Source organism: Nocardia sp. NPDC050175, from assembly GCF_044459885.1.
Classification (GTDB): domain Bacteria; phylum Actinomycetota; class Actinomycetes; order Mycobacteriales; family Mycobacteriaceae; genus Nocardia.
Genome location: NZ_JBITJI010000003.1, coordinates 281,543 through 303,359 on the forward strand (window position 1 = coordinate 281,543; position 21,817 = coordinate 303,359).

At 64.6% G+C, this 21,817-nt stretch carries 18 protein-coding genes; 13 read left to right on the top strand and 5 right to left on the bottom strand.

Annotated elements, in window-relative coordinates; translation table 11 throughout:
* Window positions 1-1,021: 1,021 nt before the first annotated feature.
* From ACIBK2_RS12255 to ACIBK2_RS12315, 13 genes are all read left to right on the top strand, one after another.
* Entirely contained in the window at window positions 1,022-3,061 is a 2,040-nt protein-coding gene (locus ACIBK2_RS12255; protein WP_396966406.1) for a cutinase family protein, read from the top strand.
* Window positions 3,061-4,236, top strand: coding sequence for a peptidoglycan DD-metalloendopeptidase family protein (locus tag ACIBK2_RS12260; RefSeq protein WP_396966408.1), 1,176 nt, complete (start codon window positions 3,061-3,063; stop codon window positions 4,234-4,236). The genes ACIBK2_RS12255 and ACIBK2_RS12260 overlap by 1 nt, the downstream gene beginning before the upstream one ends.
* 71 nt (window positions 4,237-4,307) lie before the next feature.
* Window positions 4,308-5,663 (top strand): MinD/ParA family protein, encoded by a 1,356-nt coding sequence (locus ACIBK2_RS12265; protein WP_396966410.1) that lies wholly within the window; start codon window positions 4,308-4,310, stop codon window positions 5,661-5,663.
* Window positions 5,660-6,169, top strand: a complete 510-nt coding sequence (locus ACIBK2_RS12270; protein WP_396966412.1) for a hypothetical protein — start codon at window positions 5,660-5,662, stop codon at window positions 6,167-6,169. The genes ACIBK2_RS12265 and ACIBK2_RS12270 overlap by 4 nt, the downstream gene beginning before the upstream one ends.
* 282 nt (window positions 6,170-6,451) lie before the next feature.
* Window positions 6,452-6,985 (top strand): hypothetical protein, encoded by a 534-nt coding sequence (locus ACIBK2_RS12275; RefSeq protein ID WP_396966414.1) that lies wholly within the window; start codon window positions 6,452-6,454, stop codon window positions 6,983-6,985.
* A gap of 14 nt (window positions 6,986-6,999) precedes the next feature.
* Entirely contained in the window at window positions 7,000-9,132 is a 2,133-nt protein-coding gene (locus ACIBK2_RS12280) for a hypothetical protein (RefSeq protein WP_396966416.1), read from the top strand.
* Window positions 9,129-10,703, top strand: a complete 1,575-nt coding sequence (locus ACIBK2_RS12285; RefSeq protein ID WP_396966418.1) for a hypothetical protein — start codon at window positions 9,129-9,131, stop codon at window positions 10,701-10,703. Before ACIBK2_RS12280 ends, ACIBK2_RS12285 begins: the two co-directional genes overlap by 4 nt.
* A gap of 158 nt (window positions 10,704-10,861) precedes the next feature.
* Entirely contained in the window at window positions 10,862-11,395 is a 534-nt protein-coding gene (locus ACIBK2_RS12290; RefSeq protein ID WP_396966420.1) for a hypothetical protein, read from the top strand.
* Window positions 11,396-11,404: 9 nt separating this feature from the next.
* A complete protein-coding gene (locus ACIBK2_RS12295; protein ID WP_396966422.1) occupies window positions 11,405-12,274 on the top strand; it encodes a hypothetical protein in 870 nt (289 codons plus the stop codon).
* Window positions 12,275-12,746: 472 nt separating this feature from the next.
* Window positions 12,747-14,135, top strand: coding sequence for a type IV secretory system conjugative DNA transfer family protein (locus ACIBK2_RS12300; RefSeq protein ID WP_396966424.1), 1,389 nt, complete (start codon window positions 12,747-12,749; stop codon window positions 14,133-14,135).
* Window positions 14,132-14,602, top strand: a complete 471-nt coding sequence (locus ACIBK2_RS12305) for a hypothetical protein (protein ID WP_396966426.1) — start codon at window positions 14,132-14,134, stop codon at window positions 14,600-14,602. The genes ACIBK2_RS12300 and ACIBK2_RS12305 overlap by 4 nt, the downstream gene beginning before the upstream one ends.
* A 93-nt stretch (window positions 14,603-14,695) precedes the next feature.
* Entirely contained in the window at window positions 14,696-16,243 is a 1,548-nt protein-coding gene (locus tag ACIBK2_RS12310; RefSeq protein ID WP_396966428.1) for a hypothetical protein, read from the top strand.
* A 21-nt stretch (window positions 16,244-16,264) separates the two neighbouring features.
* Entirely contained in the window at window positions 16,265-17,695 is a 1,431-nt protein-coding gene (locus tag ACIBK2_RS12315) for a hypothetical protein (protein ID WP_396966430.1), read from the top strand.
* A 115-nt stretch (window positions 17,696-17,810) separates the two neighbouring features.
* Here the strand turns inward: ACIBK2_RS12315 and ACIBK2_RS12320 are convergent, their stop codons facing one another.
* The 5 genes from ACIBK2_RS12320 to ACIBK2_RS12340 form a co-directional block, all read right to left on the bottom strand.
* The gene (locus tag ACIBK2_RS12320) at window positions 17,811-18,713 is read right to left on the bottom strand and encodes a helix-turn-helix domain-containing protein (RefSeq protein ID WP_396966431.1); all 903 of its coding nucleotides are present in this window, start codon (window positions 18,711-18,713) and stop codon (window positions 17,811-17,813) included.
* 166 nt (window positions 18,714-18,879) lie between these two features.
* Window positions 18,880-19,338, bottom strand: coding sequence for a DUF4254 domain-containing protein (locus ACIBK2_RS12325; RefSeq protein ID WP_396966433.1), 459 nt, complete (start codon window positions 19,336-19,338; stop codon window positions 18,880-18,882).
* Window positions 19,313-20,134, bottom strand: coding sequence for an AAA family ATPase (locus ACIBK2_RS12330; protein WP_396966435.1), 822 nt, complete (start codon window positions 20,132-20,134; stop codon window positions 19,313-19,315). Before ACIBK2_RS12330 ends, ACIBK2_RS12325 begins: the two co-directional genes overlap by 26 nt.
* Window positions 20,017-20,634: an exonuclease domain-containing protein gene (locus ACIBK2_RS12335; protein WP_396966437.1), complete on the bottom strand. Its 618-nt coding sequence runs from the start codon at window positions 20,632-20,634 to the stop codon at window positions 20,017-20,019. The genes ACIBK2_RS12330 and ACIBK2_RS12335 overlap by 118 nt, the downstream gene beginning before the upstream one ends.
* Complete coding sequence (locus tag ACIBK2_RS12340) at window positions 20,631-21,815, bottom strand: radical SAM protein (RefSeq protein ID WP_396966439.1); 1,185 nt, start codon at window positions 21,813-21,815, stop codon at window positions 20,631-20,633. The genes ACIBK2_RS12335 and ACIBK2_RS12340 overlap by 4 nt, the downstream gene beginning before the upstream one ends.
* Window positions 21,816-21,817: the final 2 nt, after the last annotated feature.

A 21,817-nucleotide genomic window follows, 5' to 3' on the forward strand; every position in this document is an offset into this window, starting at 1 on the left:
CGGCACCGCTCATGGGTTGAACAGCCGGGCTGCCGCTCATGCGGGCTGTTTGACTTGGCCTGTCCTGCTGGCGATGGCTGTCAGGCTTTCGCGGGCAGATTGCGCGAAGGTTGCGGACGGACTGTGATGTGGGTTACATTCGAGATTGCCCTGATCTGAGGGGTTTCCCGGTAACCGCAGTGCGGAACCGGACGAGGGCTGGACGATTCTGACGCGAATCCCGCTGTCAACCCATACGGGTGGGGACTGCATTTATGCGAGACGAGCGCTTTCGGCCGGCATGACAGCTCTGCGCCCAACCAAGGGTTGAATTCGCTTCCTGCATAGGAAGTTTCGACTCCTGACACTGGGCGAAGGAGGTGGTCGCCATGAACAATTTCTCTCGGCAACCTGCCGCAGTGGTGGATGTCGGCACTTGGAATGCCGATGAATCAGCGACGCAACGTGATCGGCGGCGCCCCGAAGTCCTGCGAGACGCGGGACTCAGTGAGCGCCTCGAGCGGCTGTACGACGCGATGGTCGATGATGACCGGCGTTTGCGGAGGCTGGTTCAGGAACGTCGCCGACTGCAAGGTGGTAGGGAGCGTTCATGCGATTGCGGGCTGCGCCAGCATCGGATCGCAAATCCAAACGAAGTGTAGAGCTTTCGCGCAACCGGTAGGCCCGTAGACGGAGGTCGGGCTTGATGCGGTGGCGCGGTGGCTGGCGCCTGTCTCTCAAATAGTTGCGCTGACCAGGCTTGCGCGTTTGCGTGGGTTCGATCGGCGGCGGCTCGGCGCGCGAAAGACGCTGCGAGCCAAGGTTAGTGGAGGTGATTCATGGGTGATTGTGCTGCGGAAGGTGTGAATACTGCTCCGGTTGAGCGGATCCTACGGATTCGAGAGATCAGCGCACGAACGGGAGATACGCCAGATCGTATCCGTCATCTGCGCGTCGCCGGGCATGAATTGTACTCGCGGGCTTGGAAATCGGGACTTGCGAAGAACTCTCCGCTGAAGTTGGAGGCGTCGACTGTCGACGCTTGGGTGCAGGAGCGGAAACGGTCGACCAGTCGGGACGCGTCGTGAAATCGGGCCGGGGTGTCGGGAGATCGTTTCGTTGCTCAGTGCCAATGCGTCTGTTGGCCGGTGGGGCCGTATGCGTCATCGGATTCGGCGGTGCGATGACCGGCGCTGGAGTGGCTGTCGGAAGTCCATGGTCGGGTGGAGGGTTGGGCGGATCGGATTGCCCATCGGTGGCTGGCGTGTTCTTGCCCGGGACGTGGGAAACGAATGCTCGAGCGGATGAGACTCAAGCGGTCGGGCTGTTGGCGCCGGTGGCGACCCGTTTGGCGGAGCAGTTCGGTGACAAGTTCGTGTTCCGGTTCCCGGCGTATGCAGCTGCGGCGTTCAACGGCATGGCCTATGGAAACAGCAAAGCGACCGGCGTGTCAGCGGCACGACAGGTCATCGAGGAGTTCGGGCAGCGCTGTGGTGCAACGAAGTTCGTACTGGCGGGCTATTCGCAGGGTGCTGATGCGCTAGGGGACCTCGCTGCGTCGATCGGCTGCTCCGGCGACCCGGTCAGCGCGGATCGAGTCTTGGCGGTGGGATTGATCGCTGACCCCCGGCAGGGAACCAACGGCGGGAAGCTGGTTGGTCCGCAGGTCGAAGGTGAAGGCATCGCAGGCCCGCGCCCAGGCGGGTTCTGTGCCTTGTCGGCGGTGACGGCCGAAATTTGTGCACAGCAGGATAAATACTGCGCGACCAACGCCTCCACCAATCCCGTTCTGGCTGGGCTGGGTCGGATCCTGTCGCAACCTGTCGGCAGTGTGCCGGGTGCGACCGAGCAGGAAGTCGGCTCAGCGCCGCAACTGGTCGAGTCCTTGATCTCCGATGTCGGCAACATCGACCTGCCGGGTCTGCAGGCCGGTATCGAGAAGATCGTCGCGTCTGCGGGACAGGGACAGGTCGATGCCGACGATGTGTCGGCGGCCGTCCGCGAACTGCAGGCGTCGTTAGGGCCGCTCGGTGAGCTGGCTTCGTGGGCGAAGGCGGCGAACCCCGAGGCCGGGCCGGGATTGTCGAAGAGCGCTGCGGGGTCACCACAAAGGCTGGCAGGTGACGTGGTCGGGGGACTGGCACGGTCGGACCTGCCAGCTGCGCTGAATTCGTTGTCCGAACTTGCTGGATCGGCAGCGGGTACTCCGGCTGGTGATGAGCAGTCGGCTGCCGCGAGCCGGTTGGCTTCGGCGACTGCGCCATTGACCGAATCGATGGGCTCGTCCTCGCCGGAAGCATTATCACAAGCGTCGCGAGCGCTCGGCATTCTGAAGCCCTCGGTCGTGGTCGGGCAGGTGAGCAATGTCGCCACCAATGGGTTGGCGTTCGTAGCGAATGTGCCCGCGATCGTCGACACGGTCTCGCGGATCGGCGCGGCGATCATGGACACCACCGACGTCGCGGCCAAGGTGAGCGTCCTGCACGGGCTCTTCGGTGAATTGAACACCCTGTTCAGACCGCTGGTGGTGCTGGCCGATGGGGTTGATCTTCGGACGGTGTCACAGCTGGTCGCGATGATCCCGGACACCTCCGGTACCGCGCAGACCGCGTCGGTCCTCGTCGGATTGCTGGACAACCTGAACGTCGTCGCGCTGGCCCGCCAGGTCGGACGGTTGCAGGAGGACCTGTGGGGCATCGCCGAGGCGATCACCAAGGGCGGCAACCCGATTGAGGTCGGGACTCGACTGGTCGGACTGGTACCGACGATGCTCGGATTCGCGAGCTTGGCGGTGGACACCCTGACCGGCACAGTCAGCCACAGCTCCGAGCCCGGAGCGTCAGCGCCGAGCGGCGCCGGAGGGCTGGGTGCGGTGGCACAGCAGTTGAGCGACAGCCTCAGTGGGCAAGATGGGGACGCGCTTGCTCAGTTGACCTCTGACGGGGTGACGGCGGCGAACTTCTTCGCCTCCGGTGTTCATCGGGGCTACGAGCACTATCTCGTCGATGGGCAACGCAATGCCGTTGACTGGCTCACTGATTGGTTCTCTGCGCGGATCCGCAACGTGGCGGGGGTGGTGTGATGGCCGCCCCGTTGATCGGCTTGCTCGGTGTCGGTGGTCTGGCGATAGTTGCCGCGGTCGCGTTCCTACTCGGGTCAGGAGAGCGCAAACCGCCGAACCCGAACTGCCTGCCCGACATTCCCCGTACACACCAGCGAATGCCCACAAATGAGGTGGTGATGCCGCTGGCGGAAGGCACGTACGCGGTGTCGTCACCGTTCGGTTTGCGTGAGGGCGCGGTGCATCGCGGTGTCGATTTCGCCGCGGCATTGGGGACGCCGATTCAGGCTGCCACCGGCGGTCGAGTAGTCGCGGCAGGCCCCGCTGAGGGGTTCGGGCATTGGATCATCATCGACACCGTCTACAACGGTGCCCTGCTCTCGACCGTGTATGGGCACATGGACGCCGGCGGAGTGTTCGTCCGGACAGGCGACGAGGTCGGTGCTGGACAACCGATCGGCGCCGTGGGCAGTGACGGTGAATCCACCGGCCCTCACCTGCATTTCGAAGTCGTGCCCGGCGGCCGACTGCAGGGTAGGCAACAGATCGACCCGATGCCATGGCTCGAACAGGCGAGCAACTCCTCGACCGGTGTCCCGGTGACGAACGCGGGCAAGCCAGCTGGTTCTCGCCAGAGTTCGCGATCTCGGTGGCAGCTCGGATCGGCCACAGCGATGGTCGGGTGCAACCCGAGTTCTGCTGTCGTGGCAGGGGTTTCGTTGCGCGAGGGTTCGGTGCCCAGCGAGTACCAACCCTGGATCGGAAAGGCCGCAGCCACGTGCCCGGAGGTATCAGCGCCACTAGTGGCAGCGCAACTGCGGCAGGAATCGGGATTCAACCGATTCGCCGGCTCCCCGGCCGGTGCGCAGGGCCCAGCGCAATTCATGCCCGAGACGTGGGCTCGGCACGGGATCGACGGCGACGGCGACGGGCGCATCGACATTTACTCGATCCCCGACGCGGTGATGTCGCAGGCAGCCTATGACTGCTCACTCGCGCAGATCGCTAAAGATGCTGTGGCGCAAGGCAAGCTACGCGGCGAACTGACCGAGTTGTGGCTGAGCATGTACAACTGCGGACCCGAAGGCACCCTCTCCCAGGGTGGTGTGTGTCAGAACGCGGAGACCTTGGGCTACGTGAAAGCCATTCCCCGCATGGCCGCCGAGTACGCCGCCGCAGAAGGCGGGCGCCGATGAGCGGCCCGAACACCGAAAGCCAGAACCGTCGTGAGGGTACGGCTGTCGATCACCGGATCAAGGAGGCGGATATGGACGAAACCACTGTCCTCGCCGGAGATACCGAGGGCGAGTACACCGCCGAGCGGCCAGTGGATTTGCGGCGACAACGGCTTCGCCGACCAGCATCCACGGAAACCAAGGACGAAAGCCTCGAGGCACCGGCCGAGCAGGATCGCGACGCGCCGTCGGCACCGAATGATCCCTACGGCGTCGGGGAAACCAACCTGTCACCGACCGTGCCGTCAGCACATGACGTCGCGGCGGCGCAGGAAATCCGGTTGTCGATGCTGCTGCGACCGGCACGGAGAGCGGAAACCGATCCTGCCCAGTGGGGGTGGCGCGGCATCCTCAATGGTGCGGGGTTGCGGCTCAAGCCTGCCCGGTCGAGTCCGGAGGTGGCGTATCGGCATGCGGTGGAACGGATCCGCCGGCCCCTGCCCGGCACGTCGGTGGTCGTCGTGGCTAACCCGAAGGGTGGATCGGGAGTAACACCGGCGACGGTGGTGCTGTCGGCGTTGTTCGGACGGTTGCGGGGTGGACAGGTGGTGGCGTGGGACGCCAACGAATCCTGCGGCACCCTGGGTGCCCGCGCCGCGACCTGTAGCGGGCCGGAATCGGTGTGGGATGTGCTGGCGCACGCGCGAGAGTTGTGCTCTGTCAACGGCGATGCCTCCGCGCTGGGGCGGATGTTGCAGCGCCAGCCGAGCCTGGACGAAATACTGGCCTCCGACCAAACCCCTGGTGGCAGCATCAATGTCGGGCGCGAGGAATGCGCGGCGATCCTGGCCGTGCTGCGTCGCCACCGGTCGATGATCCTGATCGATTCCGGCAACAATGAACGCGCACCAGGGTTTCGCTGGAGCATCGAGAACGCCACCCAACTCGTGGTGCCGGTCACGGACCGCCGCGACGTCGTCGTAGCGGCCCTGCGGCTCCTCGACGGTATCGCCGATGCGGGGCACGAAACGTTGGCCGCCAACGCGATCATCGTGCTCGCCGAACACGGCGACACCCACCAGCAGACCGAGGTCACCGATGTCTTGGACCGTGCCTGCGCCGGGCGCGTAGTGCGCGTGCCTTACGACCCGGTGCTGGCCGGTGGGGAGCGGATCGTGGTGTCGAAGTTGCCCCGTCCGACGGTGCGGGCATGGACGCACGTCGCCGCCGCGGTCGCCGACGGTCTCGCGGAAACCCTTGCCACACAACACGCACCGATAGAAACAGTCTTCGTCCCAGATTCCCGGCAACTCGTAGACGGCGGCGAATCGCTGACCCACCGGCGTCTGCTGGCCTACGCCTTACACGAAAGTGCCGGGGCGCGGAGCAGCCGCTACCAGGCACCGGCCTGGACGCAACCTATTCCCGAACTGGCTGACGACTGGTGAGCGACGTCAGCGGTAGCGGAAGCAAGAAGGTCGACAAGCCCGACGAAACCAACCGAGCAGCGAATGAATATGTCGGCTGCTTCTGGGCAGGAGGTGAAGCGATGACAGGTAAAAAATCTGTGCCGCAACGGCTATCGAGGCGTTGGCGCAGCGTTTTCGTGGTGACGACGGGTGTGATTGTGATGGCGTTGGCTGGTGCGGTGCCGGCATCGGCGCAGGGCATCCAAAACCCGCTGGGTGGGGTGAGCCCGGACTTCGGATTGTTCGGCGGAGCTCTGGACGCGACGTGGAAACGGATCGTGGCGTTCGTGTGGGCTCTGGTGATCATCGGTGCCTCGGTGCGGGTGATCGTGGGTGCGTTCAAGGTCAAACGAGCCAAGAGCCGCGGCTATGCCAACGACCTGTCCGAAGGATCAGAAGAGCTGCAAGACGCGCTGATCTCGGTCGGACTCGTCGCAGCAGCCTCACCACTGGTGGCGACCATCCTGTTCGTCGTTGGCGGATGAGAACACGGGGACAGGAAATCAACGCCCGCGCAGAGCGAACAGGAGGTGAGGCACATGCGTTGGAGCACAACAAGATTCGCTGATCTGTCACCGGAATCGGCTGTTGCAACGGGGCCGGCACCACGGTCGAGCGAGATTGTCGAGCGAAAAGCGCGTCGTCGCTGGCCTCAAGTGCCCCGTGGGGTGGTGGTCGGTGGTGTCGTTGCGCTGTCGGTAGGTGTGGTCGGGCTCGTGGGCCTGGATTCTTGCGGTGGCAAGAGCGGGCCCGGGGCTGGATCGGGTGTGAGCGTACGAGTAGCGCACGGACCGACGGGCGTGCGCGATGGTGTCCCGGTTGGGTACGCCCGCGACCGGGAAGGTGCGGCGACCGCGGCGGTGAACACAGTGCAGGCGTTGACCCAGGCCGGGCAAGGCCGGATCACGATGGAGGCGGTGCAGGGCGCACTTCTTGCCCGAGATCCCGGCCCGCACCTGCGGGGCTCGATGCAGATCGGACGGGACCGTCCGGCTGGGCCTGAGGTGGTCAATCTTGTGCCAGCGGCGGTGAGTGTCACCGCGTTCGACTCGTCGTCGGCGCGGGTGATGGTGTGGACGGTCGCGGTGTCGCGGGGAGCGATCACCGAGGGTGCGCCGGTCTCGATCGTCACCGCCTGGGCGACGAACACGGTGGAGTTGGTGTGGGAGCGCGGGGATTGGAAGGCCAAGGACGCGATCGGGACGGTCGGCCCCTCCCCGGACCAAGTCGTCGCGCCCGGCACTGATTCCCCGCTGACCCAGCCGTTGCAAGCCGGCTATTACACCGTCTACGTCAACTAACCGGGGGTGAGCGCATGAACCGACACCAGCACCTGATCGCCGTGCTCGCCGCGGTCCTCGCCACCCTGGCAATGAGCCTCGCAACCGGCGCGGCGACAGCGGCCGCGCAACCCGGCGAGCCAGGGCCGGGAACGAAATCATTGCCGCACGGTTTTCCGGCCGAGCTACGGCAGTTCGTCGGCGGTACCGATGAATTCCGCGCCGGACCATGGTTTTCCGGAGCGTGCGCGGACCGTGGCGGTGATATCGGTCGCTACATCAACGAGGTCATGGCGGTCGAGGATCGGCTGGCGTATTGGTCGACCAGCGACGAGCAGAAGAAGACATTGCTCGGCGGCGCAAGTGCGGGTTCGGAGGTCGAACGCTGGGTGGCCGAGGGTGTAGAGCCGCCCAAAGAGCTTCTCCCCAAGGTATTTCCGGCCGGGGATTCCCGCTTCGGGCTGCTCATGCCGGTGTGTGCGGAGGATGTGAAGCGGTGGGCGAGCCCGGCGTGGAACGCATGGGGATTCGACTGGGCTAAGACCCCGGATCGGCAATCGATGCACGAGATCACCAAAGCCACCGGCGAGGACTTCTCCGCGGTGCCGGGGCAGGCGTGGACCGACCCCTGTGGCGTCCACCAGTCCTATTGTGCCCACGCCTTTTTCGCCGACTGCGCTCATGCCGATACCGTCAGCGGGGATCTGGTGCGGTGCTTGGACTGGAATCGCGCGGTGGGCAAGTTGTTCGTCGGGACCGCGCAGTGGCGTGACCGCAACACCAGTTTCGGAGACCGGTTCGGTAAAGCGATGTTCGGGGTTGCAGGCCAATCCGCTGGGGGAGCGTTCACCCAGGCATTCGCTTGGTTGTTGGACGCGACCGGGAAAGTCGTGCGGTTCGTGGATGATCCGCAGTCGGTGATCGATGACTGGGCCAATTCCTCCAAAGCCAGTGCCTCGGAGTTGAGCGCGAAGGTCCTCGACGGGCTGGCCGCGACCGGGCGCTTCGACCCTAACGCCGGGTGGTTTGTGCGCTGGTATGCCTTCAGCACGGGGATCGGGGTGATGGTGATGGGGGTGATGACCTTGATGGCGTTGTGGCGCACAACATCTCGCGGAGAAACTGTCAAAACCATCGCCGGGGACCTGTTTGGGTATATGCCCGCCGGGGTGTTGTTGATGTTGTTCGCGCCGATGCTCGCGGCGATGCTGGTGGAAGCGGCGAACCTGGCCTCGGAATCGGTTGCGAAGATGGTCGGCCCGGACATGGGCGAGATGATCGACCACCTCAAACGATTCACCGGCGAGCTGACCGCGACCGATATCGCCGGTGGTGTCTTGGTCGGGCTGTTTCTGTTTCTGCTGTTGATCGTGTGTGCGTTGTCGGTGTTCGCGGGGTTGTTGATGCATCAGGTGGCGTTGCCGTGTCTGGCGGTGGCCGCGGGGATCGGGTTCGGGATGTGGGTGCACCCGCAATGGCGCAAGAAAGCCTTACGGCCGGTGCTGGTGTTCATCGCGATCGTGGTGTCCAAACCCCTGCTGTTCCTGCTGCTGGCCACCCTGACTGGTGTCATCGACGCCGGTCTCACCGACACCGCCGAACAACAACCACTCGGCACGCTGGGGCAGCTGTGCCTGGTGGTAGTCGCCTTCGGAGTGGCGGGGTTGGCGCCGTGGTCATTGCTGCGCTACGCACCACTGCTGCCGTCACGCTCGGACGCGGCAGGGTTCGGCCAGTCGCCCTCGCTGATGGCCGGCGCGGTCGGTGGCGCGGGTACCGCGATGTGGTGGAGCAGCCGAGGCGCCGGAGGCAGAGGCCGCGGTGGGCGCGAGAGTGCACCCGCTGACACCAGCACCGGCGGTGGTGGCGGCAGCGATCCGGGGTGGCGCACCGCCGGCAGTAGCGACGGCCGATCAGCAACCGAATCCCGGTTCGGACAAACACTGGCACGCAACACCAGCGACCCAACGGGTTCGGGCGGTAGCAAGCGCGGCCTTGGTGAGGTCGGACGGACCGCGACCAAGCCGGTTCAGCGAGTTGGTTCGGCGGCGTTGTCGTTGGGAATGGTTGCTGCGCCGATTGCGGCGCAGGCGGCTAGCGGCGCCCTGGGTAAGGCACGCTCGACTGCGGAAGCAGCGCCCGGTGACGCCGAGTCGGAATCGTCATGAGTACCCAGGCGCGCACCTCGATCCTCGGCGGGGAGATCGCTCGCCGATCCTGGTTGGGCCTGTCACGACCAGTCCTGATCAGCTGGGCCGTCGCCCTCGCCGCCGCAGTCGCGATCTATGTGCTCGGCGGCGGCCAAGCCTGGGCGATCGCCACCGCGATCATCAAGCTGGTGGCAGTGTTCGCGGCCACCATGGAATGGCGCGACAAACCCTCCTGGGCTGCCCGCCGCTCCCACACCGCACGCACCCGGTTGCGGCGTCGACGCGGTGAGCACATCTACCGCCACCGAAGCGACCCCCACTACGGTGACCCGGAACTGGATCCAGGCTGGGCATTCCCACCACCATTGGGCAACACCGCACCGCTACCTGTGACAGGAACGGGTTTGGACGACATGTTCATCGTGCGGACCGCCAATCCAGGTGAACGCACAACATATTCGGTGATCGTCGCAGTGGAAGGAGTCGCGGACGGCTTACGCGGCGACAGCGCCTACGCCGCCTCGTCGGCCTCGTTCGGGACGTTCCTCGCGCAATTAGCGCGCGGCGGCTCTCACATCCGGGGCATCCAACTGCTGCACCGCAGCGTCCCGCACGACATGACCCGGCATACCCGATGGGCACACGCCCGGGTCACCCAGCTGACCGACCCACGGTTAGGGCCCGCGGTCGAATCCTATGGCGCACTGATCGACCTCACCGCACCCCTGGCCGAGGAGCACAGATCGTTTGTGGTGCTGCGGATTCCGCAGAGCGAAGCGTTCATGGCCGAGACCGCGCGGCTGGTTCGAACCAAACACGCCACTACCGTCGGGGCGATCGCGCAACTGGTTCGTGACGAAACCGAACGCGCCACAAGACTTCTCGCACTGGCGGGTATGGGACGCATCGACGTGCTCGGTGAACGCCGGGCATGCGCGATCATCCGCGCCTTCCTGGACCCCAGCTTCAAGATTGACCGCCACCGCGACGCCACCTGGACCAGCTGCTGGCCCACCTACATCGGCGGACCCGAGAGCGTCGCCGTGGGAACCACGGGCGCCTGGCGGACCAGGGTCGGCTACATCCGGCCCCGTTCCATCGAACCCGTGGAACTCGGGCCGTTGTGGTTGGCACCGCTGCTGACCGGAGTGGAAGCAGATCCCGGCGATGACGAGACCGCGCCGATGCCCACCATCCGCACCATCAGCGTCCGCCTGGACTTCGTGCCCGCCCACCGAGCCCGCGCAGCCGCACGCGGGGACTTCACGGCCGATCAAGCGCGCAAGACCAAGGAGGCCAAGCGCGGCAAGCTCGACGACGGGTCGACCGAGGTCTTGACCAATGCCTCCAGTCGACGCCGCCACGATCTGGTGCCCGGCTCCGGACACCACGGGGCGGTATATGCCGCGGCGATCGCAGTGACCGGTCGTGACCCCGATGACTTAGATCGCGCCTGCATGCGCGTCGAAGAAGCTGCCAACGACTCGGCCATCGCCGGAATCGACTGGGCCACTGACGATCACGACGTCGCGATGTTCACAACCCTGCCACTAGGCCGCGGCCTCGCCGCCACCCCCTACACACGATAAGGAGGCGAGCAACCATGCAAAGACACCCTCGCACCCGTATTCGGAAGCGCGACAGCGACGAATCCCGCTGGCATCGGCCCAGTTTCACGCACCTGAAACCTCCATCTCGCCAGCCTCACGCCCTGCGCGAAGAGGACGACGGCAGCAGACCAATCGCAGTGGAGGATCTCGCCGAGCGCGAGCTCGTGCGGTGCCCGGCGCCGAAGCGGCGCCGTGGCCTGGACCGGTACGGCTGGTACGAACCGCGGTTGGAAGGCGCGTGGACGACCACTCGGCAAGCCGAGGCCTGGAATCTGGCCACCAGCCGGCGCCGCTCGCGCCAAGACGGTGTGCTCGCCGGCCTGAACACCATCTCCCAAGAACTGGAAATCGTCGATGCCTTCGCCGCCTACGGCAGCGAAACCAGCGGCATCAACGTCGTCGTCATCGGTGACATCGGGCGCGGCAAAAGCTCCTGGATCAAAACCGTCTGCGTCCTACGGCAATTGGTCGCCAACCGCCAAGTCGTCATCCTGGACAAGAAACCCCAAGCCGGAGTCGGCGAATACACCCCACTGGCTCAGATGCTGGGGGCCGAGAGCATCCGATTCCGGGTCGGCGGCAACGGCGCGTGCCTGAACCTCCTGGATCCAGCCATCAGCGCCCGCGGCGACCATCGTGGCGGTATCGACGGCGTCGTCCCGGCCGGGTAAGAAGCACTCGTGATCGCAGTCCTGACCGACGCGATGGCCCGTGAGCTCGACGAGAAAGAAAAGGCAGCCGTCGGCGCCGCCTTATCGGCTGTCACCACCCAAGCCCGCCAAGCAGGCAGGGATCCCGTCATCCGAGACCTGGCCCTACGACTGCTGGATCCGAATCCTGATGACGGCAACGGATTCGGGCCCAGGTGGAGCGAGCGGGCCCTGGAGTGGGGACTCGAGCCAGGGCTGGCGCTGCTGCGCCTGGCCGAACGCGACCTACGCGGACTGGTCGATTCACCCACCAGCCCCGCCGTGCGGACCGCACTGGACAGCCATCCGCTGGTGCATTTCGATCTCAGCGCGCTACCGACCGAAGGCCCCGCGTTGCGGGTGGTGATGACCACCGCCAACACCTGGCTAGCCAATAAGCTGGCCGCACGCTCCTCTCGCTACCAGCAAACCATCCTGGTCGTGGAGGAAGGCTGGCACGTCGCGGCCGGATCGACCGGTGAAGTGTTCCGGGGCAACGTCAAACTCTCCCGCGGACTCGGCCTTTCGACCATCGCCGCGTTCCATCATCCCGCCGACCAACCTCCGGATTCTCCGGCGAGGGCGTTGATGAGTGAAGCGAGCATCGTGGTGCTGTTCGGGCAATCCCGCGCTGACGACGCGGCGGAGACTGTGCGTCTGTACCGGCTGCCCACCGGTACCGAGGACACCCTGATGCGGTTGGGGCGCGGGCAGTGCCTGGTCAAGATCGGTACCCGAGATCCGTTCCTGCTCAACCACATCCGCTCCCCACAAGAGATCCTGCTCACCGACACCGACGCCGCGATCACCGGACGACAAACACCAGATGACCCCACCGTGGTCGAGGAACCAGCATCATGACCGGGCGCCGACTACCGAACCCCGTTCGCGGCGAACCGGTCCTACCAGCCGGAGCCGTCCTGGCGATCTATGCCGTGACCACGATCGTGGCCGGTGTGTTTGGCGGCGGCGCAGTCGCAGCCGTGCTCGCCGGGCACGGGATCGGGTTGCTCGCACCCATGCAAATGATTCCGACGCTGGGGCGACTGGTGCGCAGTCCCGAGGACCCCGCTGCGGCGTGGCCCGGTGACCCGCGACCTGGGCCGGCCTGGCTGACCTGGACCTGCATCATCGTGGTCGGCACGATGTGGTGCGCGATCGCGGTCATCTGCAGTGATGAGATCGATAGCCGTCATCGTCATCGCCATCGGCTTGGCCTGGCAAACAGATCCGACCTGCGGCGCGTCGGTCTGAACCGGCGTGGTGCTCTCCAACGCGCTCGACACGAATTCCCCAGCCTGGTCCCGAGATCAGCGCTCAGGAGGTGGCGGCGATGAGGAGTCGGCACGTGCTATGCGCCCGCGGCACCGACCCCTCGCTGGCAGCAGTCGACCTCGGTGTCCTCGCTGACAGACCGAGCGAGCACGTTTATCTCCAGCACCGCGACGGAGTGATCGTGCACGGGCCGACTGGTGCGGGCAAGACCTGGCGCGTGGCCTACCAGAGGGTGTGTGACGCACCCGGATTCGCCCTCGTCACCACCACCAAAGCCGACCTGGTCGCCGCAACCATCACCCACCGTGCTCAACGAGGCAAAGTCGCGGTATTCGACCCCGAAGGGTTGACCGGCTGGCCCGCCGGGCTGCGCTGGTCATTCCTGGCCGGCTGCACCGACCCCGACACCGCGATCCGCCGCGCGGACGCCGCAGCACGCGCGATGCCCCTCGAAGGCACCCGCAACGGCGCCTACTTCGAGCAGAAAGCCGCCACGGTCCTGCGCTGCTGCCTACACGCCGCGGCCACAGCGAACTACTCGATCCGCGACGTCCGGGTGTGGATATCGGCACGCACCAACCGCACACCGGTCGACATCCTGAGCCAGACCCTGCCGGACTGGGCGAGTGAACTCGATCAGATTCTCGGATCGAGCAGTGAATCCACCGACGACGTCCTGGCTGCCGCCGCACGATTGCTCGAACCGCTGGCGTCACCGAAACTGCTGGCCGCCATCGACATTGAGCTGTCGGAGTCCTTCGATATCGAGCGGTTCGTGCTCTCCGGGGCGAACACCCTGTATCTGGTGTCGCGGGGCAGCAGCCGATCCATGGCACCGTTTGTTGCCGCGCTGGCCGCCGAAGTCCATCACGTCGCCGACCGTGCCTCCCAACGGATGCCGGGCAAACGCCTGGATCCGCCGGTCCGGCTGGTGCTCGACGAGACCAACAACGTGGCCCCGATTCCGGATCTGCCTCAGATCATGACCGACTCCGGCGGCAAAGGCATCTGTGTCTGGGCCTTCGCCCACAACCAGGACCAGAACGAATTGCGGTGGGGGACAGAGGGGGGACGGGTACTGGCGCAATCCGCGCCGGCCATGCTGATCCTGCCCGGCCTGCGCGGCACCGACGAACTCGCCGCCATCTCACGGCTGATCGGAGAACGTCGCAGCTGGGAAGCCAGCCTGCACCAAGGCGGACGCACCTACCAACTCCACGACGACACCGTGCTACGCGCCGATGAGATCCGCGAACTGCCCAGCGACCACGGCCTGCTGCTCTACCGCAACGCACCCGCCTGCCTGCTACGGCTACCCAGCGTGTGGGAGGTCCCACGCTGGCGCGAGCAAGCCCTCGCCTCCACGGCCTTGTTCGACCAGATCATCGCCACTGGAACAGTTCCCGACTATCTGTGCCCGACCGACGAACGCGGAGGCTCGCGATGAACACACCAGCAGCTCCGGGACCGAAACCGTCAGTGCCGCAGTACTACCCGTGCCGCTACAGCTGGCGCCACCTCGACCAGGACGAGGCCGCGGCGCTGTGGCAGGAACTGATCGACTGGGTTGACTGGCTGCGCCACACCTACCAACTCGGCTCCCGCATCCCCTCCTGCTGGTTCCAACACGACGGGGTCCGCGAGGAGCTGACCGCCCTGATGGCCGCACACACCGCGGCCTACTGGTGCGAGCAGGAAACCGCTGAGCTTCCGCGCGAAGACCCGAGTGCCTGGCACACCCAATGGTTATGGCCCACCGTCGAACGCCTCACCAAAATCTCGGACTTCTCCGCCTGCCAACCCAATCGCTGCCGCTACACCCGCCAACCTCAGCCCACACAGGCCAACCTCGCCGAATACATCGCCGCCGACCTCGACAACCACAGCGATACCACTCACCGCGGCGGGCAATGACCGCCGCCAGCGATGAACCAACAACAACACCGCCATGAACAGTGAAAGGAGCTGGCACACAACACATTTCGTGACCGAGAAGGAGGCGATTACATGGACTACGACAGGGAGGCTCGACCCCCGGAACACGAGTTCAGCGAATCCGGCATGCGTCGGGCGTACGAGGACCTGTACCAGCTCCGTCAACGCGCCATCGCCACCGAGTCCGCCACCGAATACCTAACGCTCAATACCGAAGCGACCCAGTTGGAACGGGCCTGGCTGACTGGTCCACCCCGATGGGCACTGCGGTGGCGCTACCTCGACGCCGCCGTCGAGGACTGGGCAAACGGCCCAGACTTGGCACGTCAGAACCTCGACGAAGCCGTCCACGGTTCCCTGCACAACCCTCCCAACCTCACCCCGACCGTGCGAGAGAGCCTGCAACAAGCGGCACGGCTGGTCCGCCGCGCCACGATGGCCGAACCCGTCGACACGAGCTCACTAGCTTACATCGCCACCTACACCCCCACCGCAAGCGCCACCGGCGACCTCGGCGCGCACACCAGCTGGTGGAAGGCCCGGGAATGGACACGCGAACACGCGATAACCGACGCCGACACACCGGTCGACCTGACCATCGCCGCCCATGACGTGATCAGTGGGAAAAGACGCCTGTTGACCACCGCTACCGCGATCCCCGCCGCGCAGGTGGTTGCCGAGCTCGACCGCCTGACGACAGTGCTTGGCGGTGCCCGCGAGCGCGACGGAAAACCCTTCGTCGACGACCTGCACTACGAGGTCTTGTGTGACGACTACCAGGCCGCGATGATCGCCGCCCGCCATCCCGGCGTAGGAACCCGCCGATTCGAACACAAGTTGTGCGCCGATGACCTGCGCGACCAAACCCTCGACTTCGCTACCAGTATCGGCAGACAGGACACTGTTGCCGAACTGGCAGGCATCGACCGCACCGCACGCCACGACGTCGCCTTCCTCCCGGCGCCGGGGACCAGCTGGCTCGATCAGATCACCGACCACGCCGAACAAGCCCACCAACAGCTGAGCTGGCAAGGCATCGAGGTCCACTACCCCCACGCCCACGACCCCACCCTGATCATCCAGGCCGGACACAGCCCCGTACAGGATCTCGACCCCTGGCACGGCCAACAACTCCGGCTGACACAACTCGGCGACGAACACACCGGCGAGCTACACCAGATCGGGCGATACCGCTCTTGCGAGGAACTCCTCACCGCACTGCAAAACCACACCAGCACAACAAATCCCACCCAGTCCGGGACAGTGCCCGCCGAGGTAGCGACACGGCTTCGCGAATACGACCAGCAACTGCGCGAACTCGACGCGAACCTGGTCACCAGCAGAACCATCCGGACTGCGATCCGATCCGGACAACCGGTCCAGTGGACGAGGTCCGGAAACCATTCGAACACAACAGAATTCACCTCACCGGGCCAGCGAGACCCGGCCCAAAGACTCATCGACCCGGCCACCACCGACAGCCAGCGCTACCACACCAGAAGTGACAGCACTCGAACGCCACGACCTGGGGACAGCCCAACCCGTGACGTCGCGAGGAAACGCCGCGAGCGAATAGCACGCCAACCCAACAGAACTCGGCCTCACCGCCGACACCCGTGACCCAGTGTTGAGGAGGTCTCTATGCCGCAACCCCACCACAACGACAGCGCGGCACAGGCCTCCACGGCCGCCGCCCGCGACGCGATCCAAGCCATCCGAGCCCTGGTAGATGCTCGCGACATCCGCGCCGCCAAACAACAACTCCGACGATCCCAAACCCACCTCGACGACCCCACCTGGGCCATGATCGGCGAAATCGCCAACACCCTGCGCTACAAAACCCACGACGTCGCCCTCACCAAACTCCGCAAACTCTGGCGAGACAACGAACAACACCGCGCACTCATCGAGGCATGCGTACCGAAAGCCGATCAACACCAGTACATTCCTGACGCCCAACCTGCTGCGGCAAGGCGAACTGACCCACCGTGGCGTCGGCCCGGCCGCGTCGCGCGCCGAGTCGATGAGACGAAGCGCACCGAACCACGCCTACGCACCGGAAGTGCGGGCGCGACGCGCCTGGATGCCTACGAAGACCAACTCACCACCGAGGAACGTAAAGAACCAGGGACACCCCGCCCCGAACTGATTGTTGATCGCCGTGACTACGACCGCGACGCCGCCGCCAAGGTGACCGAACCGCTGTGCGTGTCATGCCGACTCGAACGTGCCTGCATCGACCGCTGGACCGGCCAAATCGCAACGGGCCACGGCGACGACGGCCTGTGCGGAACCTGCCGCGAAGAACGACGCCCAGGCATCCCCGAACTCCCACTCGGGCACAGTCGTTCGCGAGCCATCCAGGCCCGTCTTGACACCATCGCCACGAACTTCGACAGCCACAATCCTGAGCTGTTCCGGCAAGAGTGGCGCTACGGGGACCGCCTGACCAAGTCCGTCACGGCGGCCTGGGTCAAACAGCACAACCCGAATGGGGTTGTAAGACAAACCGGGACAACCAAATCGGTCGACTTCAATGGCGAATGCACCGAATGCAGTGACTGGAGGCAACTGCGCGACGACTTGTGCGTGGACTGCCACAAAGGCTTGAACGGAGACGTAGTCATCGCCGGAACACTGGACCCCCTCACGATCAAAGGACTATTCACCAAGGACATCAATGACGATGCTGGGGTCGGAGAGCAGACGGTCGTGGATGGCGGTACCGGCCAAGCTGACAAAGCTGGCTACCTAGAAGAATTCATGCAACGACTCGAAGCCGGTGGACCTCATCAGGACAACTCCGCGGAAGGGAAGCCGACGGATCGTGGCTCTGCTGAAGGTAGTGCTGACCTTCAGACGGGGGAAGCGCCGACACCGCGATCGAACCGCGCAGACTCCGAAGCGTCGACACCGGATACAAAGCAGCGCAACGGAAGAGCCCTGGAGACACAGTCCAAGGCTGGGGCAAATGCAGCGCTCAAGCCGTCCAAAGAGGCGGCAGTACGACGACGTCAGCAACTCCGCAACCACGCGACTGCCGCGATGAACACCCGAGTTCGGCGGATGTGAGTGCCGCTGTCACATGCGGTTTCGGTCGCCCCACGCGTAGCTTCTACGCGCCCTTCGGTCGCAGCTAACGCTCGGGTTGGCGAATTTATGACGACGGTCTTCGGGTGGCTCATGTTCATGTCGCCGACTCCTTCGCGATCTTGTGGATGAGCGAACGACTGCGAGCCTCATCCAGCGCCGGGCGTTGCAGTTCGGCGTACGCCTCCTGATACCGCTGCACCTCGTCGACCTTGTCGAGATACAGCGTGTCGGTATAGCTCTCCAGACATACGACAGGCGGTTCAGTGAGACGTGCCGTTAGGTGCCTCGGGAACTCGAACAGCCCAAACGGGCCGACGTCGATACCTCCGTAAGCCTCGGCACTCAGCGGTATCAGCTGCACCGAGACATTGGGCAGCTCCCCAGCTGCCGCCAGGTAGTTCAGTTGGTCTGCCATCGCAGACCGTCCGCCGACGGCCCTGCGCAGCGCGGCCTCGTCGATGACAGCATGCAGCGACAAGGGTTTGGCGGGGTCGTAGAGATGAGCTTTCCGGCGGTTGAGCATCTCGATGCGCCGTTCGACCTCAGCGGCGGGCATCGTCGGTGTCCGCAGCCAGATCAGCGCTCGGTGGTATTGGTCGGTTTGCAGTAGTCCAGGCAGAAGCATCGTCTGATACGAAATGATCCGTTTTGCAGCGTCTTCCAGCCCGACCAGCAGTTCGAAGTGCTTAGGAAGCACGTTCCCAAATTTCCGCCACCATCCCCTCTGACGAGCTTCCTCCGTCAATTCGAGCAGCATGCTCGTCGTGGCCTCGGATGCCCCGTAGGTGTCGCATAGCCGCTCGATGAACAGTGGATTCAGCCGTGTGGGTTGTCCGGTTTCCATCCGCCACAGCGTTTGTTTGCCAACGTCTATCGCTTGGCGGGCGAGTTCTGCGCTGACGCCTGATTTCTCCCGAAGTTCGCGCAGCTGACGTGCCAGCATGCGGCGGGCGAGGGTGGGTCCGGTGTAGGTCATGGCGATTCCCTTTTCGTGCATCGGCGGAGTTTGTCGAGGCTTAGCTCCGTTCTCTTCTTTCAGACATTTCTTTGGAAAGTGCTTGCAGTGCAGGCACGTTGGCGGCGAGGGCTGTATACGCTCCGTACCTTGTCTGCTGGTCATGATGTTGTTGGAAATGGGATATGTTGTGCAGCAGCACTATTGATTACGGAATGGTGATTCCCGGAAGGCGGCGCGTTTCCTGCTTGAGCTCGTCAGCTAGGTCTTGGTAGGCGTCACCGAGCTCGGCGAGTTGCACAGAAGCCTCGTAGAATAAGGCATCCGGCGCGGCAGCCAGCGCGATATAGGTTTGGACGGTCGCCTGCGCGAGCCGGTCGATGACCTGACCCATCGTGTGGGTATGTACTCGTGCGCTCGGGAATGGAATCGGCGTCACCAACGTCACCCACTCATCGATGTCGCACATCAAACGAGCGCGATGCCAATTGGCTTCCTCAAGTGCGCAAAGTGGTGTGTGCTCACGCGTTTGGTGCAGCGCCGTGAGCTCGCCAGCCGCCTCCAACAGCACGACGTCCTCGATCGGCGGGAAACCCCTGCAGGCCGCCAAGACTGCGTCCTTGCCGGGGAGTCTCGTTCGACTATCCATCGGCCGATGCATGCCCATCTCTGATCATCGGCTGAGGTGGCTGCGTGCTCGATCGTCCCTCTCGTTCGGCCTCATCAGGGTTGTTTTGGTCGACGTCGGACAGTCGCCCTTTAATGAAGGCCATCGTTTCGACGAGCGCACGCTGATGCCCGTCCGCAGGGAGGGCGTCGTGCTCGATGTCCAACCTGTTGAGCACCTTCTCCACGTGCCGGTCGGCAAGTGCGCGGAACTCGATGTCGGTGTCTCGCGGCTTGCAGACGCCCAAGGGAAGCCGTGGGTCGAGAACGGTTCGTAGGGTCAGGTCGTAGTTGAAGCAGTGGTTCGCGACCAGGTCTTCGAGGTGCTCGATGCGATGCGGGTCAGCCGGTTGGCCGCGATATTCCAGTGCTGCTTCGTAGTAGGCAAGCGCGTCGGGCACGCTGCGGTCGATCAGGACGACGTCGGCGTTGGTCCATGCTTCGATTTCGTTGCTGATGCCGCGGGTGACGATCCACAGGGTCGACGCCCAGGTGTGGCGGTAGAGGATCGGCAGCCCGATCTGTTGCGCTTGTAGGCCGAGGTCCGCGACCATGGCGACCTCGATTCGGTCACGGCGCAGCTCAGTTGCGAGGCGGTTGAGCCATGTTGTCTTGCCGGTCGAATGGGTGCCGGTCAGGGCGATCGTGACGGGGCGTACGACCTCGGGTCGGGTCTCGTTCACCACAGACCACCGTCCGGTTCCGCCTTGGGCACGAACTCTTTTGGCGCCGCTGTACTCACCAGTCCGGTCCAGTCCAGTCCGCCGTCCTCGACCAGCCTGCACAGCAGTTGCCATGCAGCCCACGCGTCGTAGCCCGCCCTGTGGTATCCCTGCTCGGTGACTGCCGAGGTGTCGAGCTGTGCGTGCTCGATGAGCTTGTCGAGGCTGTAGCTAGGCAGATCGCGCCACACCGCCTTCGCCAGGCGCAAGGTGTCCAGGACCATCGGAGGGTTCCAGTACGGCAGGTGCGACGCGAGTACTCGTTGCTCCACTCCAGCGTTGTGCGCCACCAGGGTTCGCCCGGCCAGGACCGCATCTACATCCGACGCGACCTCGGCCCACAGGGGACAGCTCTCGACGTCGGAGTTCTTGATGCCGTGCACCTTACGAGTGACGATCTGGGTGATCGGCTGCTGCGGTTTGATCAGCCACGACCGCATGTCATCGATGCTGACCGACTTGCCGGAGGCAGAGAGAATGGCGATCTCGATGATTTCTGGTGGCGTCTGACCGTTGCCTTCAACGTCGACAACAGCGATATCTTTGCCGCGCAGCGTGTTCGGAATATCGGTCACAACGTCTCCTTCGTGGTGGGCCAGCCGAGGTCTGCGCGGCCGTGCCGATGGGGGTGATGTGGTTTGCTCGCGTCGTGCACCTGGTAGCCCAGGCTGTGTTGCATTAGGTAGCGCGGCTGTTCGGATAGGCCGGCGACGACGATGGCACGGTCGTTGATCTCGACCAGGCCCCCGCCGAGCTTTGCGGCGAGCGCGGCAACCTGGTCGGTGTCGGGGCGGTGCCAGGTGTTCGCACAGCGCTTGATCTGTGCGGCAGGGCAGATGTCGCACAGTTCGCGGATACCGTAGTGGCCGTTGTAGTCGGCGACACCATGGGCGTATGTGACCGCGCAGCTCGTCTTGCGGAACAGGGGTGAGCCGGTCCCGTGTTCGGAGGCCGCGGTGAGGATTCGCTTTTCGAGGTCTTCGGGGAAGACCTTGCGTCGAGCGCCCTCGATGTACGGCTCGGGAAGCCCCTGCGCTTGGTAGTAGTCGCGGATCTGGTTCTTGTAGAACAAGCCGGTGAAGACTGTTGCGTGTGCGTGGTAGCTCAATTCGAATGCCCGCTGGAGGTGTTCGTCGGAGTCGTTGAGCACGGGCACGATCGGCCGCCAGTACAGGATGACTCGGTACCGCTCCGCGTGCTCGAAGGCGGTGCGCAATGAGGAGGCGGCGATGTTGGAGTCGACCGGCTCGATGCGGTCGTCATCAATACCGGAATGGGTGATCAGTACAGTGAGCCGAATGTTGTTGTAGCTGTTGAGGATCACGCAATCCTCCGGCTCGATGCGCCATCGGGTGATGACAAGGACATGGTTGGTCAGCCCTCGTTGGTCGAGTAGGCGCAGCATCTCGAACGTATGCGGCTTTACCGGCGGGAGCATCGGGTCGGTGGCCCGGTTGAACAGTTGGATCGGAGTGACGTGCGGCTGGAAGTAGCGATGCTCGAACAGCATCGTGGCAGCCTCCGCATCCTTCATAAGGGCGCGAGGCACTTTCACTCCGAAATTGTCGAACACATGTCGGATGCAGTAGCCGCAGTCGAGCGGGCAGCCGACGATGTGGTTCACGCTCAGACCGGACTTGCGGTACTCGATCACGTCGCGCAGTTCGGGTCGCAGCTCCTCCTGCTGTGCGACGGTGAGGATAGGCAGTTTTCGACCGGCGAGGGGTGGGGGCGCTAACTGCTCCTGATCGGCCATCC